Source organism: Chryseobacterium flavum (assembly GCF_003385595.1).
Classification (GTDB): Bacteria; Bacteroidota; Bacteroidia; order Flavobacteriales; family Weeksellaceae; genus Chryseobacterium; species Chryseobacterium flavum.
This window is the reverse complement of sequence record NZ_QNUE01000014.1, coordinates 26,706-41,303: the sequence shown is the minus strand read 5'-3', so window position 1 is coordinate 41,303 and position 14,598 is coordinate 26,706. Positions and strand designations below refer to the sequence as shown.

Sequence of the window (14,598 nt, the reverse complement as noted above, 5' to 3'; positions counted from 1 at the left end):
TTATTTCATGAAAACACATCATTATATATTTCTTACTACAGCTTTATTTGTTGTCCTGTTCTATGAACAGGACATGGGGCTGAATTTCGGAATTCTGGGAATCGTTTATGCCCTGTTGACAATGTTTAAAACCACGGAACAAAATAAAACGAAAACATTTTATATGCTTTTTGCAACAAGCATTCTCTCCAGTTTGGCTTTTGCATGGTATAGCGATTTCCCATCATTCCTGGCAGTGATAAGTTCACTTTTTTTACTTTCTTACAGATCGAAGAACAGAAAAATGAAAATCCTTTTTCTTATTCCTGTTTTTATAGTGAACAGCTTCACCTCAGTCTGCCGGATTTTTAATTTTGACGGATGGCTTCCGAAGGCGAATATTTCCAAATTATGGCAGAAAACTTTAGCGTTTATCCTGATTCCATTTTTGTTATTATCAGTATTTTTTGGGATATATTCTGCAGGGAGTGATCATTTTGCAGCACTTTTTACAGATTATGAGCTGGATATTAACCTTTGGGAAGTATTCTGTCTTTCTGTTTTAGGTTTTTTCATAGCTTTTAATTATTGGAATTTTGCCGTAGAAAGACTGATCTACAAGACTCATTATATTCTGGATAATGATTTTAAAAAGGAAGCCCGGATCCCACAGGCAACCTACTCTTTTCTTGACCTTGACACAGAAAGGATAAGTGGTGTAATCTCTTTGTTTTTACTGAATATATTGCTGGTGTTTTTTATCATTACTTATAATTATGAACAATTTTATGAAGTAAAAAAGAGCCCTGTACAGCTTTCGGAAGAAACCCATGAAAGAGTAAATGCCGTAATCATGTCCATTATTATGTCCATTTTGGTAATCATGTTTTATTTTAAGTCTGGCTTTAATTTTGATCCCAAAGCCAAGCTCATGAAATTATTAGCTAAAATATGGATATTCATGAATGCTGTGCTCGTATTGTCAGCTGCTGTGAAAAACTACGAATATATTGTTTATTATGCATTTACTTATAAAAGGCTGGGGGTCTTTGCTTTTTTACTATTATCTCTGATCGGGCTTGTACTGACCTATATCAAAATTCAGAAGAAAAAAAGGAATGCATTCCTGTTCAATATGATGGCATGGTGCTTTTATGGAACGGTTTTAGCATGCAGTTATATCAATTGGGGAAGTTTTATCACATCCCAGAATATGAAACGTAAAGATTTTGAGGTCAATTATTATTTGGAGTCAGTGAATTTCAGTGAAAAAGAACTGTTGAAATATGCTGAAGAAAAGAATGATAAAAAGCTTAAGATGGATCTTCACAAAAAAATAACAAATGAAAAATCCAAAGCTTTTCTTTCAAAAGTTCTTTACTATCAAACATTAAAAGATTAGTTATTATGAAAAAAAGCTTATTGTTAATCCCATTGATTATTATTTCCTGTAAGAAAGACCCTAAGATATCGGAAACCGTAGACAGGGACTCCACAATCGTAACAGAAATGCCGGACTCTGTCACCAAAACTGATTCTGTAGCATTGAGAAAAAGAGATTCAATCATTAACAATGCTCCGGCTACCAAAGAAGTATTACGCAAAGGCGTAATGAGAAATGAAAAAGATGGACAGATCATAAGAACAGCCGACGCTTCCCAGCTTCCATTTACTTTGGGAGAACAATTTACAGAAGATAATCAGGAGCTGGTTTTAAAGCTTATCAATTATAATCAACCCGAAATCAAAGCGAAAATTTCAACAAAGGAGAAGGATTTTAATATCAGATTCAATCAGATTAAACTTCCAAACGGAGATTACGATGGCCCTTTCGGAAGAGACATTACCTATGAAACATCCGGAAAAGGAGAAGTCTGGCTGATTATTGGGAAGAGCAACATGGCTTCCGGGAATACCAAAGGCAATTTTACAGTAAGTGTTGAATAGTTCAGTACAATTTGGTATAATTTCTGCAAATTACATTGTAAAATTTTTAAACTTAATATTATGAAAAATATAGTTCTAACAGCAATGGCTGCTTCAGCTGTACTAGTAAGCTGCGGAACCGTACAATCGCTGGTTCAGAATACCTTTCCATACACAACGAATGTTTTAGTTTCCACAGGAGTACCGGCTGATAAAGAAGTCTCTTCCACAGCAACCGCTACTAATGTACAAACCTGGTTTGGGGGAAATAATAATGCCAAAATCAAGGATGTGAGAATTTCTGATGCCAAAATATCTGTGGTATCTCCTTCCGGAGGAAATCTGAGCGCTTTTAAAACCATTAAAATATATGTCTCGTCCAGTGGAACCAATGAGAAGCTTATTGCATCCCGTTCCAATATATCCACCAATTCATCCAGTCTGAATTTAGATCTGAATGACACAGGATATTTAGATGAGGTAGTAAAAAGTTCAGGGCTGACCGTAAGGACCGTATATGAACTGAGGAATCAGACGACCTCCGATATGAATATTAAAGTGGCACTGAATTTCAGCAGCGTTCCTGCAAATTAATACAATATAAAGAATAAAGAAACGTCTTCCATGAATGGAAGACGTTTATCTTTAATCAAGGTCTTTCTTATGATAAAAAACCTGTTTTTTGTTCCTGATCTGATATTCAATTCCTATGCTGTCTTCGCTCACTTTGACCAGCTTTGCTAGCTGGATGGGTACCTTTTCTCCTTCCATATCATTTACAGAGGATGTTTGAAGCACTGTTTCTGTTACTTCAGAATAAGGAGTTTTGTATACTTTTTTTTCAAGAATCCCCTCTTTTTTGTAAATGTATATCTGTGGCTTGTAAAGAGCCCCTGGCCGGGTCCTTTCAAGTCTGTAATTATTATTGAGCTGAATCTGTTGATAATCATCAAAAGTTGAAAAATAATAGACCATCGCAAAAAACGGGATCATCATGGGAAGTATACTTAAAATTACCGTTGCCAGTAATAAAACAAAATATACTTTAATCATTTTTCTTTTCCAGAACCGGATGATCATGAAAATGGTCATGCCCAGCCAAAGCCAGTTGATGATTTTATCTGTGTAATAGCCGGAATAACTGTACTTATTGAGATGTAAGGCTATCCCGAAAACAAAGATTAAGGACAGGATCAGATAAAGGATAACGATATTTTTACTTTTCATTTCCAGGTATCAGTTCTTAGTCACGGAATCCATGACAATAGTAACGGGCCCGTCATTGATCAGTGATACTTTCATGTCAGCTCCAAAAATTCCACTGGCTGTTTTCAGCCCGGATTTTGCCATCTCTTCTTTAAAGTACTCAAACAGGGGAATGGCTTTGTCCGGTTTGGCTGCTTTGATAAACGATGGCCGGTTTCCTTTTTTATAATCAGCAATTAATGTGAACTGGCTGATACAAAGTATCTCTCCTGAAATATCCCTGACTGAAAGATTAAGTTTACCTTCTTCATCTCCAAAGATTCTCAGATTTAAAATTTTCTGGACGAGCCAGTCTGCATCAGTTTTCTCATCATTTTCATCAATACCTATCAAAAGCATTACTCCTTTATCTATTTCACCAACTATCTTTCCGTCAACTTTTACACTGGCTTCGGAAACCCTTTGTATTACAACCTTCATTCTAATAATAAATATTTAAAATTTTTGTTGCTGGATCATAATTGTATGGATAGGTCTTAGGAGGAAGAGATGTTTTTGGAGTGCCTCCGGACTGATCCGGTTCACCGCTTCTTAAGATCCACTTCATATTATCTTTCGGGCAAATAATTGCAATATTATCCTTTACTTCAAGTGTGGTATTTTCATCAGGACAAATATGGGGAGCATTCCGGTCATATGCCTTGAATGAACTGCCTACCCGTACGACTATCAGTCCTCTTGTTCCGGATTGCTGTTCATTGATATAAATCCATCCGTTATCATAGTTTAAAGCGTTATAGCCAGGCAGATTCAGGTTTAGAGAGACGTTAATCGGATTATTGGGAAAACAGTTTACCGTATCTTCTCTGCTGCCACAGGAGTTTATGGATAAAATACTGAAAATCAGTAACGTGAAAATAGATAATATTGAGAAAGTTTTTTTCATTTCAATTTAAATTTTTATATATTTGTAAAAATTAAACGATTACAACACGAAAACATTGTCCGGCAAATGTCGGATTATTTTTTTATACTAAAACTAAATTTTGAAAATTATGGCAAGCTATGTAACCAAGGAGGGACTAGGGAAAATGAAAGCTGAGCTGGAACAGTTGGAAACTGTGGAAAGACCAAAAATCACTCAGCAGATCGCAGAAGCAAGAGACAAAGGGGATTTGTCTGAAAATGCAGAATACGATGCGGCTAAAGAGGCTCAGGGAATGCTTGAAATGAGAATTTCCAAGCTGAAAGATGCAATCGCAACTTCCAAAATCATAGACGAAAGTCAGTTAGATACTTCAAAAGTTTCCATCCTTACAACAGTGAAACTAAAAAACAATGCTACCAAACAGGAGCAGGTATTTACATTAGTGCCTGATAATGAAAGCGATCTTAAAACAGGAAGGATTTCTGTAAATACACCAATCGCAAAAGGGTTGTTAGGGAAAGCTGTAGGTGAAACTGCAGAGATTACTTTACCAAACGGAAACAAACTATCTTTTGAAGTATTAGACATTTCTTTATAGTCTGACACTTATTTTTATTTCTAACTTCTAATACCTAAACGCTAATATCTTACAAAATGAGCACTATATTCACAAAAATCATCAATGGCGAAATTCCCTCTTATAAAATTGCGGAAGATGATCATTTTATAGCATTCTTAGACGCAATGCCTTTGGTGAAAGGACACACTTTAGTAGTTCCTAAAAAAGAAGTGGATTTGATTTTTGATCTTGAAAGTGAAGAATACAAAAACCTATGGGGATTTGCCCAGCAGGTAGCCAAGAAGATCAAAACTGCAATTCCATGTGTAAGAGTAGGAGTGGCGGTGGTAGGACTGGAAGTTCCTCATGCGCATATTCATCTGATCCCTTTAAATAAGATGGAAGACATGAATTTTAGAAATGAAAGATTAAAATTAACGAACGAAGAATATACAGAGATCCAAAACTCAATTATTAATTCTTAAAAACAGAAAATCGTAAAAAAGTAATTTTTTACGATTTTCTTTAACATATACATTATATATATAATATGAATTCAAACCAATGTTCTTTCTGCGGTAGAAAAAGAAATGAAGTGCAGATGCTGATTTCCGGGCAGAATGGTTTTATTTGTGAAAATTGTATAGAGCAGGCTCACACTATTGTTAAAGATAGTGTTTCCAAAACAGGATATTCACCTGCTGACAGCATGGAGGAGCTCAAAAAGCCGAAAGAGATCAAGGAATTTCTTGACCAGTATGTAATTGGACAGGACCAGGCCAAGAAACAGCTTTCAATTGCTGTATATAATCATTACAAAAGATTGCTTCATGCCCAGGATGAAAATCGTGAGGTAGAGCTGGAAAAGTCAAACATTATCATGATCGGAGAGACCGGAACCGGGAAAACTCTTCTGGCTAAAACAATTGCCAGAGAACTTAATGTTCCGTTCTGTATTGTGGATGCTACCATTCTGACTGAAGCTGGCTATGTGGGAGAAGATGTGGAAAGTATCCTGTCCAGACTGCTGATGGTGGCTGACTATGATGTGGAAAAAGCAGAAAAAGGAATCGTTTTTATTGATGAGATTGATAAGATCGCAAGAAAATCAGATAATCCAAGTATTACGAGAGATGTTTCAGGAGAGGGTGTACAGCAGGGATTGCTGAAATTACTGGAGGGAAGCATAGTCAATGTTCCACCTCAGGGAGGAAGAAAGCATCCTGACCAGAAATATATTCAGGTGAACACGCAGAATATTCTGTTTATTGCCGGAGGAGCTTTTGACGGGATCAAGGAGATCATTGAAAGAAGGATGAACAAGCAGGCTATAGGATTCAGTTCCGAAAAAATAAATAAAGTGGATGAAGATGAGTATATATTAACAAATATTAATGCAATTGATCTTCGTTCTTTCGGATTAATTCCTGAACTTTTAGGAAGATTTCCAATCATTACTTATCTCGATAAACTCACAAAAGAAACGCTGGTAAGAATTATGAAAGAACCTAAAAACTCAATTGTGAATCAATTTGTGGAGCTTTTTAAGATGGATGGTACGGAATTGGTTTTTACGGACGGGGCTATTGAAAAAATTGTGGAAGAAACCATTGAAAAAGGATTAGGAGCAAGAGGGCTTCGGGGGACCACAGAAAAGGTGCTTGAAGACTATATGTTTGCCATTGGAGAAGAACAAAAGATCATCCTGACAGAAGATAATATTTTGATTAATAGATAAAATGTTTTTTTTTTTAAGAAAAAAATAATACCTTTGCGGGTGAAGATTGTATTAACACACAAATAATTTATACAATGAGAAAAAGTTTATTTGCTATAGGTCTTTTAGCAATTAGTTACTCTGTTCAGGCGCAGATACTATGTCATGTTGACGCTAATGCTAATATGTATGTGAGTGAAGGCACACTAGTTTATAGTGGTGGAGGTGTACAAACCAGAGACAACGGTATTCTGGATGTACATGGAAATGTAATGATCGAAGGAGGACTTGGAGATTCTTTTAAAACAATAGATGCGGCCGGTGCGGATAAAACCAATGGCGGTAATATTATTTTAAGACTGAATACCCCGGCTTCTTACGAAACTTCTACGTATGGGCAGCTATACATCAACGGATTATCCCAATCCAACATCACAGGTATTGTAAGTAAAGAATTCAGAAGTAAGAAACACGGTGACAACTCTGTAAGTAAATTCTACCAGCAGGTAGCTGTACCATTCTATGGTAAAGCACTTTCATCCCTTTCTACTGAATTTGGAAAAACATTCAACACGGTAAGAAGGAGTGGAAATGAAATTCTGAAGTGGAACAATACCAATGCGGTAGCTGATGATTTTGCAAACCTTAACATTACGACAAGTGATGCTTCAGGTTACTACATGTTAGGTTCCCTTAATAATAACCTGGATACGAGCAATCCGCCTGCCGGTGTATATACACTTAACGGCCGTCCAAATGCTTCATTCACAAGTGCTGTGAATCTTCAGGGAGCAGGAACACCTAACTTTGGAACAGGAGGTAATAACGTAAACGGTTACAACGAAAAATATAACTCTTATCTTCAGGATCAGTTTGAAGCTTCTGTTTCTCCATGGACCGGTACTTTTGGTAAGAATATTTATCAGTTTGGTAACCCGTTCTTTACCAACCTTGACTTATCCAGAATCGGATACGTAGAAAATGGTGGAGTTACTGATGGAAATAACGTTAGCAACATCTGGGGAGTAAGATACGATCCGGGAGTTGTTACTGTAGGATCCGGAGGGAACGCATACAGTACAGGTGCACTAATCCAAACATTTGCTCCTAATGGAATTCCTGTTGGAGATGTTGGATTGATCATCAAACCAATGCAGACTTTTGTATTGAAATTAAGAGATGGTTCATCTCAATCCCTGAACTTTAATACCCTAAGAAGATTTAAAGAAACAGTAAGAGCTGCAGGTACTGATTATGACGTTACTGCTGCAAGAACTGTACAACCAGGGAAAAACGGTACAGGTACAGTTAAACAGCTTGGTATCATTGGACTTGATGTAAACGGAAAAGAAATTGCAAGAACATATTATGCAGTTTCCCCTACATTTACTACAGGACACCAGACTTCTGCAGCGACTTCGGTTCAGGCTACACTATCCAGCGCTGATATGATCGGGACATTTGAAGAAGCTTTAACAGGTGGTTATGATCCGAACTATACAGGTCAGTATTGGTTATACATTAATGAAGCTAACGAAAACAATTTCCTTGGAAAAAATGTTAAGTTGGTTAATTATAAAACAGATAAGGTTAAGTCTTATAAATTTGAGATCAGAGAAAATGGAGAGTTGATTCCTGCCGGAGCACACCAGTTGTCTGCAGGTATCGGGTTCTATTATAAAGCATCCAACGGTACTGTACAACAGGCTAAGCAGGGACAGACTATTACTGTAGCTACTTCATCTTATGATTTATATTATGGCGAACCTAATAACTCTACTTTAGCAACAAAAGATAAAGAAAATACACCTTCCAGAACAATGGTTGTTTATAACCCTCAGGTTACAAACTATATCGTTAGATTCGATCCAAACTGGAAGAAAGCAGATATTGAGGTTTATGATATGAGTGGTAAATTGGTTCTCTCCAAGAAAGCAGTTGATGCATCCAGAGATTTTATAATTGAGCTTGATGGTTCGATTAAAAATTCTTACATCGTAAAAGTTGTTTCAGATAAAGGAGAAGTTGTTAACACAAAAATCTTAAAATAATAATTATGAAAACTATTAATAAACTGGTATCCGCTGCTTTATTCTTATCTGCTATTATACTGGTTAAAGCTGATGATATTCCACCTCCCCCAGGCGGAGGAACAGGAGGGGTAGGTCCGGGATCTGCTGCTTCACCAATTGATATGTATGTCTATGTACTTTCTGCTGTAGCAATTGCATTCATTGTATTCTTCACAAAAAAGTACAAAAGCCAAAAAATATAAAAATTTTATTAAAATAATAATAAACTCTCTGATTAGTCAGGGAGTTTTTTTATTTTTACTATATGAAAAAGGTTTATATATTATCTGCGGTTTTAGCCGCATTTTCTCTGCAGGCTCAGTTCACAGTTACAGTTCAGGCTCCCGCAGATTTTAAAGATCAGGATGCCATTCTATATACATTAAACGGATCAAAAGATATTATTGTTACTAAAGAACACAGTAAAAATAATACCTGGACTTTTAAATATCCCAACCATTATATGGGAATGATGAAAGTTTATTTCCCCGGTACAAATAATACTATTAATTTTATTTCTGAAAATAAGAATATCAATATTAAATTAGATATTCAGAACAATAAAATCAAAGATGTATTTTATCTTGATGAAGCGAATGATCTGATGAGTAAGCAGCAGGAGGGTTCTCAAAAGAAAGAACTTATTCTTCCTGCCTTAACCCAGATTAAGGAATATTATAAAGATAATACTGAATTCGGAAAAGCTTTAAATGCTGAAATCGGACGACTGTCAGGAATGTCAGCATCCATTGATGCAGCAAGCCACCCTTTTATTTCATACTATAATACCAATTATAATAAATTTCTGGGAAATTCATCAGATCCCTCAAAAAAGGTAAATCAGGATGAGGTTATAAACTTTTTGGATAAATCTAATGATATGCTGGAAAGTTCATCATTACTCAGACCGGTTTTAGTAGCCTATCTTAACTCCGGAGGTAATGCAAACGTAACAGGTTCTGTAGACAAGCTTTTAGGCCGTTTAAAAGTTGAAACCCCAAGAGGACAGACCGTATTATCAGAACTGATTGACATCTTTGATGCATACCAGATGGATGAGTTTAAAAACAAATATCTTGGTCTTGCTAAAAATCTTAAATGTACTATCACAGACAGGCTTGCTTCTACCTTAAAATCTAATTCAAATGTGGAAATGGGGGCTGCTTTCCCGGATTATAAATTTCAGTCTCCGGTAAATACTACGGCAAAATCACTTTATGGCGTAAAAGCAGATAAAAAGGTTATTGTGTTCTGGTCATCTACATGTTCTCATTGTGAAAGTGAGCTGCCAAAACTTTTAGAAAAGTATAATGAATTAAAGTCTAAAAATATCCAGGTTATCGGTTTATCTCTTGATGTAGACCATAATTCTTATGCTAAAAAAATTGCCGCTTTTCCATGGATCAATGATTCGGAATTGAGAGGCTGGAACAGTACTTATGTAGAAACTTATAATATTCATGCAACTCCGACCTATTTTATTTTAGATGCTAACAATAAGATAATCAACAAACCAGAACATGTAGGAGATGTTTTGGAATATTTTAAATTAAAATAATTTTGGTAGTAAAGAAATATTTTCTATATTTGCACCACCAAAACGGCGAGGTAGCTCAGGTGGTTAGAGCGTTGGATTCATAACCCAAAGGTCACGGGTTCAAATCCCGTCTTCGCTACAACAAAAGGAAAAGTAATTATTACTTTTCCTTTTTTCTTTTATACATTCATCAGCTTTCTTTCTGCAATTTTCAAATCTTACAATTTCGGATTGTATAACATTTCTGGTACGGGCCAATTTTATGACGATTTTTTTAGACCCCTATTTTTCATTGAACAGAGAAAATGGGTAGAAATATATACTCTATACTCACTGGTAATTTCTAGCTTTAAAATAGCAAGATACTTATCAAAAAGCATAAACCAAAAACAAAAGTCAAGCCCAACCAATCCCCGCTTCCCGTCAAAGACAGGTTGAATATGCCTATACAGGTGGTAAAAGTAAATAAGATCAACCAGAAAAGTTCAGAAGCTGAATGCCGAAATGCAGCAGCTGATAAGGGCTAGTAATCCTATCGGTCTGGCAGTATTATCAGCTTGTGAACATTCAATGGCCTGAAAACCCGGTAAGAGATAAAAATAATAACAAGCAGCCCCTATTGATGGAAGGAAGAATTAAACCTAATCAGATCTCAAATACAACAATGGAGACATATGCGCGCAGGGCAAACAAAGTATGGATTGTCATAAGAACGCTTCAGTAATAGGAACAAGTGTACCTACGGACTATAGCTTTATCTTTTTAATAGTAAAACCTAAAAAAATAAGCTTTTTTTCCTCAGGCCAATAAAATGATAAAAAAAAAACCGCACATGCGGGTTCTTTTTTTATAAGGCTAACTTTGATATCCGAGCAGCTTTCTGATCTGGTAGAAGAATCTTTCAATTAATCTTAAATCCTGGGTCACAATTTCTGCATTACCCCTAAGTTCTTTATCGAATGGAAGTGTTTGGTTATAACTTGTCTTTAGTCCTTTAGGTAATATTACATCTACATAATAGTTACCTTTATCATCAGGGATCAGCGAGATATTCTGAACCTTACCTTCTATAATACCATACTCCTGGAAACGATAATTGTCCAGTTTAATCAATACTTTTTCACCGGGAACTATCTTTCCGGAATTGGTAGTAGGAACAGACATCCTTCCCACTAATTTTTCTTTATTTTTAGGAAGAATGGATAAAATAGGATCTCCGAGCTTTACAAACTGATTTTCACCAAAAAATTGCTGGAAGCTGGCAACTCCATCCGTAGAAGAAATGACAAGGTAGTTTTGCTCCCATTGTTTTAAGGATCTGCGTAATTGTTCAAAGAGTTGCAATGTTTGAGATGAATAGGTGATTTTGTCTTTCTCTGTATTAATGGCAGTACCGCTTTTTGTTTTATTCAGATTGGAAATGCCTTCTTCCATCTGAGAAATGGAAATGTTGAGATTTTCAATATTTTGCTGAGCCTGAAGATATTTTATTTTTTCACTTTCAAGTTCCATAGAAGAAATAACCCCTTGATTAAATAGTTCCTGAGACCTCTGAAAGCTTTTCCTGGTTAAATCATATTTAGCCAGTTCCAGATTTTTTTGCTGTTTTAATGTTGCTATCCGCCCTCTATTCTCCAGAATACTTTGGTTGGCCGCAAGATTTTCAGGAGCGTAAGGTTGTAGCCTTGTAAAAAGTTGTTCATCCTGGAAAGCTTTGGCAAAATTATTATAGTCTCCCTGAAGCTCTCCAAGTTTAAATCTTGAAGTCAGCGCGAGTGGAAATGAACTCAGCTGATTCGGGGAGGTAGAGTCTACCAGTTTTTTCAGTTCCAGAACATCTTTATAATTTGCAGTTGACTGCATAACCATGAGAACATCATTTTTCTTAACTTCCTGATGATCTTTGATAAAAATTTTCTCAATCTTGGAGCTGGTTCTTGCCTCTATTTTTTCAGGAGGGTTCTGAGAGGTTACAATAATGGGAGCCGGAACAAATTCCGGATATTTTATAATGTAGCTCATCACAAGGATAAGCAGGAGGATAACAAATATAATGGTATTTCCCCAGCGGATCATCCAATGTGGAGGCTGTGTCAGTATATCCTGTACACTTTCTGAACGGAGTTCAATATTATCTAAAACGTCTTCTTTCATGTTGTAAGTAAAATTTCATCAATGTTTCCGCAGAAACAGTTTTAAGATTCTGATATTAATTTCCTAATTCCAGCTGGTTTCTGACAAGCCTGTAATACTCTCCCCTCAGATCTACCAACTCAGCATGGCTGCCTTCTTCCACAACCTTTCCTTTATCCAGTACGATGATTTTATCAGCATGCTTTACAGTTGAGAGTCTGTGAGCGATCACTACGGCAGTTTTACCCTTAAAGAATTGTTCAAGGTTTTCCATAATGATCCTTTCATTATTGGCATCCAATGCGGATGTTGCTTCATCAAATAAAATATATTCCGGTGACTTATATACAGCTCTTGCAATGAACAATCTTTGTTTTTGCCCTCCACTTACTCCAACACCTTCATTTCCGATCTTTGTATTGTAACTCAAGGGAAGACTCTCTATAAATTCTTTGATATTGGCAATATTTACTGCACGTCTCAGTTTTTGTTTATCAATATGATCTTCTCCTACGGCAATATTATTTGCAATTGTATCATTGAAGATATATCCTTCCTGCATTACAACTCCACAATGGTCTCTCCAGTATCTTGGAGAAATATTTTTTAGGCTGGTATTGCCAATCCGTATTTCTCCCTGGTCAGGATCGTAGAACTTCATCAGTAATTTAAGAAGCGTTGTTTTACCACTACCACTGGCTCCTACGATTGCTGTTGTTTTTTGATACGGAATAGTAAGACTCAGATTTTCAAAAACGGGAACATCGGAACCTATATATCTGAATGATATATCATTAACTTCAATGTCCTTTTGCGGAATATCGGTTGCGTATTGTTCATTTTTATCTTCTTCATCATCCTTATCGTGAATCTCTCCTAATCTTTCCAAAGAGATTTTAGCATCCTGAGTTTGTTTTATAAAGTCAATGAGCTGAAGGAGAGGGCTGTTAAGCTGTCCGATAATATATTGTACAGAAAGCATCATCCCCAGGGTAAGATTTCCACTTAAAACAAGTTTTGCAGATAGGAAACTCACCAGGATGTCTTTCATCTGGTTGATAAAGTTACCTCCTACAGATTGCCATTGTTCCAGACTTAAAGACTTTATTCTTATTTTGAATAATTTTACCTGCAAGAATTCCCAATCCCACCTTTTTTGCTTCTCTGCATTGTGCATTTTGATTTCCTGCATTCCATTGATCAGTTCAATAACTTTACTCTGTTCCTGTGAAACCTGTGAAAATCTTTTATAATCAAGTTCTTTTCTTTTTTTCAGGAAAAAGCTGATCCACCCTATATATAATGCTGCACCAATGAGGTAAACAAGAAAAAGTCTGTAATCATAAAATAACAGGACAATACTGAATATGATTAGATTGACCAATGAGAATAATGTATTCAAAGATGAACTGGTGAGAAGCTGTTCTATTCTGTGATGATCATTAATTCTCTGCATAATATCCCCGGTCATCCTGGTATCAAAGAAACTTATAGGAAGTTTCATTAATTTAATGAAAAAGTCAGAGATAATAGAAATGTTAATTCTTGCAGAAAGATGAAGTAATATCCAGCTTCGGATCATTTCAATTCCCATTCTTCCCAGGAAAAGCATGATCTGGGCAATGAGAACAAGATAAATAAAGTTGATATCCTGATTTTGTATTCCGACATCCACTATACTCTGGGTAAGAAACGGAAAGATCAGTGAAAGTAAACTGCCTGCGAGGAGACCTACTGCAAGCTGAATGACGAGCGATTTGTATTTAAAAAGGTATTTGGAAAGAAAGGAAAAGCTGGCTTTGCTTTCATCAATATCAAATTCAGTCTGAAAAAATGACGGTGTTGTTTCAAGGATGAGGGCAATACCTTCCTCTGTATTTTCATTGGCATTTTCCCCGATCCAGAACTTGATAAATTCGTCGCGGTTATATGTGATCAGCCCGTAACTGGGATCAGAAATATAAACTTTGTTATTTTTATCTATTTTATAAACAACAACGAAATGATTTTTATTCCAATGTACAATACATGGGAAAGGAACTTCTTCTGCAAGGGTGTTGAAATCAATCTGGACACCCATAGACCGGAATCCCAGATTTTCAGCCGCATCACTGAGCCCAAGGAGGCTGCTTCCTTCACGGGTGGTTTCAGACAGCGCGCGGATTTGTTGTAATGATATGCTTCTGCCGTAGTATTTGCTCACAATCCTGAGGCAGGTAGGCCCACAGTCTTTGGCATCTGGTTGCTTATAAAAAGGGAATTTCTTCAAAACTAATATTCATTATAAAATGTCGTCATATTTGACGACATTTTTACTTTATTCAATAAAATAGTGTAAGTCAATAAAATGATAACTAAAAATAGCACCATTTGTTGCATGCGTCTATAGCTCCTTCTTTCGGAAGTTCTGTCTTTGGCTCGCAATAGCTTGCTGATGCCTGGGTCATGGCACACTCCCTGGTGATTCCTCCTTTTAATATCCTAAGATTTTCTCTTGAGATTTTTTTTATATTTTTCATATAGTTTTAGTTTTTTATTGTT

At 36.1% G+C, this 14,598-nt stretch carries 16 protein-coding genes and 1 tRNA gene; 11 read left to right on the top strand and 6 right to left on the bottom strand.

What is annotated here, in order from left to right:
• The first annotated feature begins 7 nt into the window (after positions 1 to 7).
• The 3 genes from DRF59_RS15920 to DRF59_RS15910 are packed head-to-tail and all read left to right on the top strand — an operon-like array spanning position 8 to position 2,499.
• The gene (locus tag DRF59_RS15920; protein ID WP_115962379.1) at positions 8 to 1,381 is read left to right on the top strand and encodes a DUF4153 domain-containing protein; all 1,374 of its coding nucleotides are present in this window, start codon (positions 8 to 10) and stop codon (positions 1,379 to 1,381) included.
• 5 nt (positions 1,382 to 1,386) lie between these two features.
• Positions 1,387 to 1,926 carry a hypothetical protein gene (locus DRF59_RS15915; RefSeq protein ID WP_115962377.1) on the top strand — a complete coding sequence of 180 codons (540 nt, stop codon included), beginning with the start codon at positions 1,387 to 1,389 and terminating at the stop codon, positions 1,924 to 1,926.
• A 60-nt stretch (positions 1,927 to 1,986) separates the two neighbouring features.
• Complete coding sequence (locus DRF59_RS15910; RefSeq protein WP_115962374.1) at positions 1,987 to 2,499, top strand: hypothetical protein; 513 nt, start codon at positions 1,987 to 1,989, stop codon at positions 2,497 to 2,499.
• A gap of 51 nt (positions 2,500 to 2,550) precedes the next feature.
• On the opposite strand, the gene DRF59_RS15905 is transcribed toward DRF59_RS15910, so the two are convergent.
• The 3 genes from DRF59_RS15905 to DRF59_RS15895 are packed head-to-tail and all read right to left on the bottom strand — an operon-like array spanning position 2,551 to position 4,057.
• A complete protein-coding gene (locus tag DRF59_RS15905; protein ID WP_115962371.1) occupies positions 2,551 to 3,132 on the bottom strand; it encodes a hypothetical protein in 582 nt (193 codons plus the stop codon).
• A gap of 9 nt (positions 3,133 to 3,141) precedes the next feature.
• The gene (gene dtd, locus DRF59_RS15900) at positions 3,142 to 3,591 is read right to left on the bottom strand and encodes a D-aminoacyl-tRNA deacylase (protein ID WP_115962368.1); all 450 of its coding nucleotides are present in this window, start codon (positions 3,589 to 3,591) and stop codon (positions 3,142 to 3,144) included.
• Between the two features lies 1 nt (position 3,592).
• The gene (locus tag DRF59_RS15895; protein WP_115962365.1) at positions 3,593 to 4,057 is read right to left on the bottom strand and encodes a hypothetical protein; all 465 of its coding nucleotides are present in this window, start codon (positions 4,055 to 4,057) and stop codon (positions 3,593 to 3,595) included.
• A 109-nt stretch (positions 4,058 to 4,166) separates the two neighbouring features.
• On the opposite strand from DRF59_RS15895, the gene greA reads away from it, so the two are divergent.
• The 8 genes from greA (at position 4,167) to DRF59_RS20810 (ending at position 10,648) form a co-directional block, all read left to right on the top strand.
• A complete protein-coding gene (greA, locus tag DRF59_RS15890) occupies positions 4,167 to 4,637 on the top strand; it encodes a transcription elongation factor GreA (RefSeq protein ID WP_115962363.1) in 471 nt (156 codons plus the stop codon).
• A gap of 56 nt (positions 4,638 to 4,693) precedes the next feature.
• A complete protein-coding gene (locus DRF59_RS15885) occupies positions 4,694 to 5,083 on the top strand; it encodes an HIT family protein (RefSeq protein WP_115962360.1) in 390 nt (129 codons plus the stop codon).
• 65 nt (positions 5,084 to 5,148) lie between these two features.
• On the top strand, positions 5,149 to 6,336 hold the full coding sequence (clpX, locus tag DRF59_RS15880) for an ATP-dependent Clp protease ATP-binding subunit ClpX (protein ID WP_115962357.1): 1,188 nt from the start codon (positions 5,149 to 5,151) through the stop codon (positions 6,334 to 6,336).
• A 74-nt stretch (positions 6,337 to 6,410) separates the two neighbouring features.
• Positions 6,411 to 8,366 carry a T9SS type A sorting domain-containing protein gene (locus DRF59_RS15875; protein ID WP_115962354.1) on the top strand — a complete coding sequence of 652 codons (1,956 nt, stop codon included), beginning with the start codon at positions 6,411 to 6,413 and terminating at the stop codon, positions 8,364 to 8,366.
• A 5-nt stretch (positions 8,367 to 8,371) separates the two neighbouring features.
• Positions 8,372 to 8,590: a signal peptidase gene (locus DRF59_RS15870; protein WP_115962351.1), complete on the top strand. Its 219-nt coding sequence runs from the start codon at positions 8,372 to 8,374 to the stop codon at positions 8,588 to 8,590.
• Between the two features lie 62 nt (positions 8,591 to 8,652).
• A complete protein-coding gene (locus DRF59_RS15865) occupies positions 8,653 to 9,945 on the top strand; it encodes a TlpA family protein disulfide reductase (protein ID WP_115962348.1) in 1,293 nt (430 codons plus the stop codon).
• A 44-nt stretch (positions 9,946 to 9,989) separates the two neighbouring features.
• A tRNA-Met gene (locus DRF59_RS15860) sits at positions 9,990 to 10,063 on the top strand.
• A 420-nt stretch (positions 10,064 to 10,483) separates the two neighbouring features.
• Entirely contained in the window at positions 10,484 to 10,648 is a 165-nt protein-coding gene (locus DRF59_RS20810; RefSeq protein ID WP_157967466.1) for a hypothetical protein, read from the top strand.
• Positions 10,649 to 10,779: 131 nt separating this feature from the next.
• On the opposite strand, the gene DRF59_RS15855 is transcribed toward DRF59_RS20810, so the two are convergent.
• From DRF59_RS15855 to DRF59_RS20805, 3 genes are all read right to left on the bottom strand, one after another.
• Positions 10,780 to 12,078, bottom strand: a complete 1,299-nt coding sequence (locus DRF59_RS15855) for an HlyD family secretion protein (protein WP_115962345.1) — start codon at positions 12,076 to 12,078, stop codon at positions 10,780 to 10,782.
• Between the two features lie 55 nt (positions 12,079 to 12,133).
• Positions 12,134 to 14,326, bottom strand: a complete 2,193-nt coding sequence (locus DRF59_RS15850) for a peptidase domain-containing ABC transporter (protein WP_115962342.1) — start codon at positions 14,324 to 14,326, stop codon at positions 12,134 to 12,136.
• 85 nt (positions 14,327 to 14,411) lie between these two features.
• Positions 14,412 to 14,576: a bacteriocin-like protein gene (locus DRF59_RS20805; RefSeq protein ID WP_157967465.1), complete on the bottom strand. Its 165-nt coding sequence runs from the start codon at positions 14,574 to 14,576 to the stop codon at positions 14,412 to 14,414.
• Positions 14,577 to 14,598 lie beyond the last annotated feature (22 nt).

Excerpts from the sequence above, each read along its gene's own strand:
- DRF59_RS15875 (WP_115962354.1), top strand. The coding sequence starts at position 6,411 with ATGAGAAAAAGTTTATTTGCTATAGGTCTTTTAGCAATTAGTTACTCT.
- DRF59_RS15920 (WP_115962379.1), top strand. The coding sequence starts at position 8 with ATGAAAACACATCATTATATATTTCTTACTACAGCTTTATTTGTTGTC.
- DRF59_RS15885 (WP_115962360.1), top strand. The coding sequence starts at position 4,694 with ATGAGCACTATATTCACAAAAATCATCAATGGCGAAATTCCCTCTTAT.
- DRF59_RS20805 (WP_157967465.1), bottom strand. The coding sequence starts at position 14,576 with ATGAAAAATATAAAAAAAATCTCAAGAGAAAATCTTAGGATATTAAAA.
- DRF59_RS15905 (WP_115962371.1), bottom strand. The coding sequence starts at position 3,132 with ATGAAAAGTAAAAATATCGTTATCCTTTATCTGATCCTGTCCTTAATC.
- clpX (WP_115962357.1), top strand. The coding sequence starts at position 5,149 with ATGAATTCAAACCAATGTTCTTTCTGCGGTAGAAAAAGAAATGAAGTG.
- DRF59_RS15870 (WP_115962351.1), top strand. The coding sequence starts at position 8,372 with ATGAAAACTATTAATAAACTGGTATCCGCTGCTTTATTCTTATCTGCT.
- DRF59_RS15910 (WP_115962374.1), top strand. The coding sequence starts at position 1,987 with ATGAAAAATATAGTTCTAACAGCAATGGCTGCTTCAGCTGTACTAGTA.
- dtd (WP_115962368.1), bottom strand. The coding sequence starts at position 3,591 with ATGAAGGTTGTAATACAAAGGGTTTCCGAAGCCAGTGTAAAAGTTGAC.
- DRF59_RS15895 (WP_115962365.1), bottom strand. The coding sequence starts at position 4,057 with ATGAAAAAAACTTTCTCAATATTATCTATTTTCACGTTACTGATTTTC.
- DRF59_RS15865 (WP_115962348.1), top strand. The coding sequence starts at position 8,653 with ATGAAAAAGGTTTATATATTATCTGCGGTTTTAGCCGCATTTTCTCTG.
- DRF59_RS15855 (WP_115962345.1), bottom strand. The coding sequence starts at position 12,078 with ATGAAAGAAGACGTTTTAGATAATATTGAACTCCGTTCAGAAAGTGTA.
- DRF59_RS15915 (WP_115962377.1), top strand. The coding sequence starts at position 1,387 with ATGAAAAAAAGCTTATTGTTAATCCCATTGATTATTATTTCCTGTAAG.
- greA (WP_115962363.1), top strand. The coding sequence starts at position 4,167 with ATGGCAAGCTATGTAACCAAGGAGGGACTAGGGAAAATGAAAGCTGAG.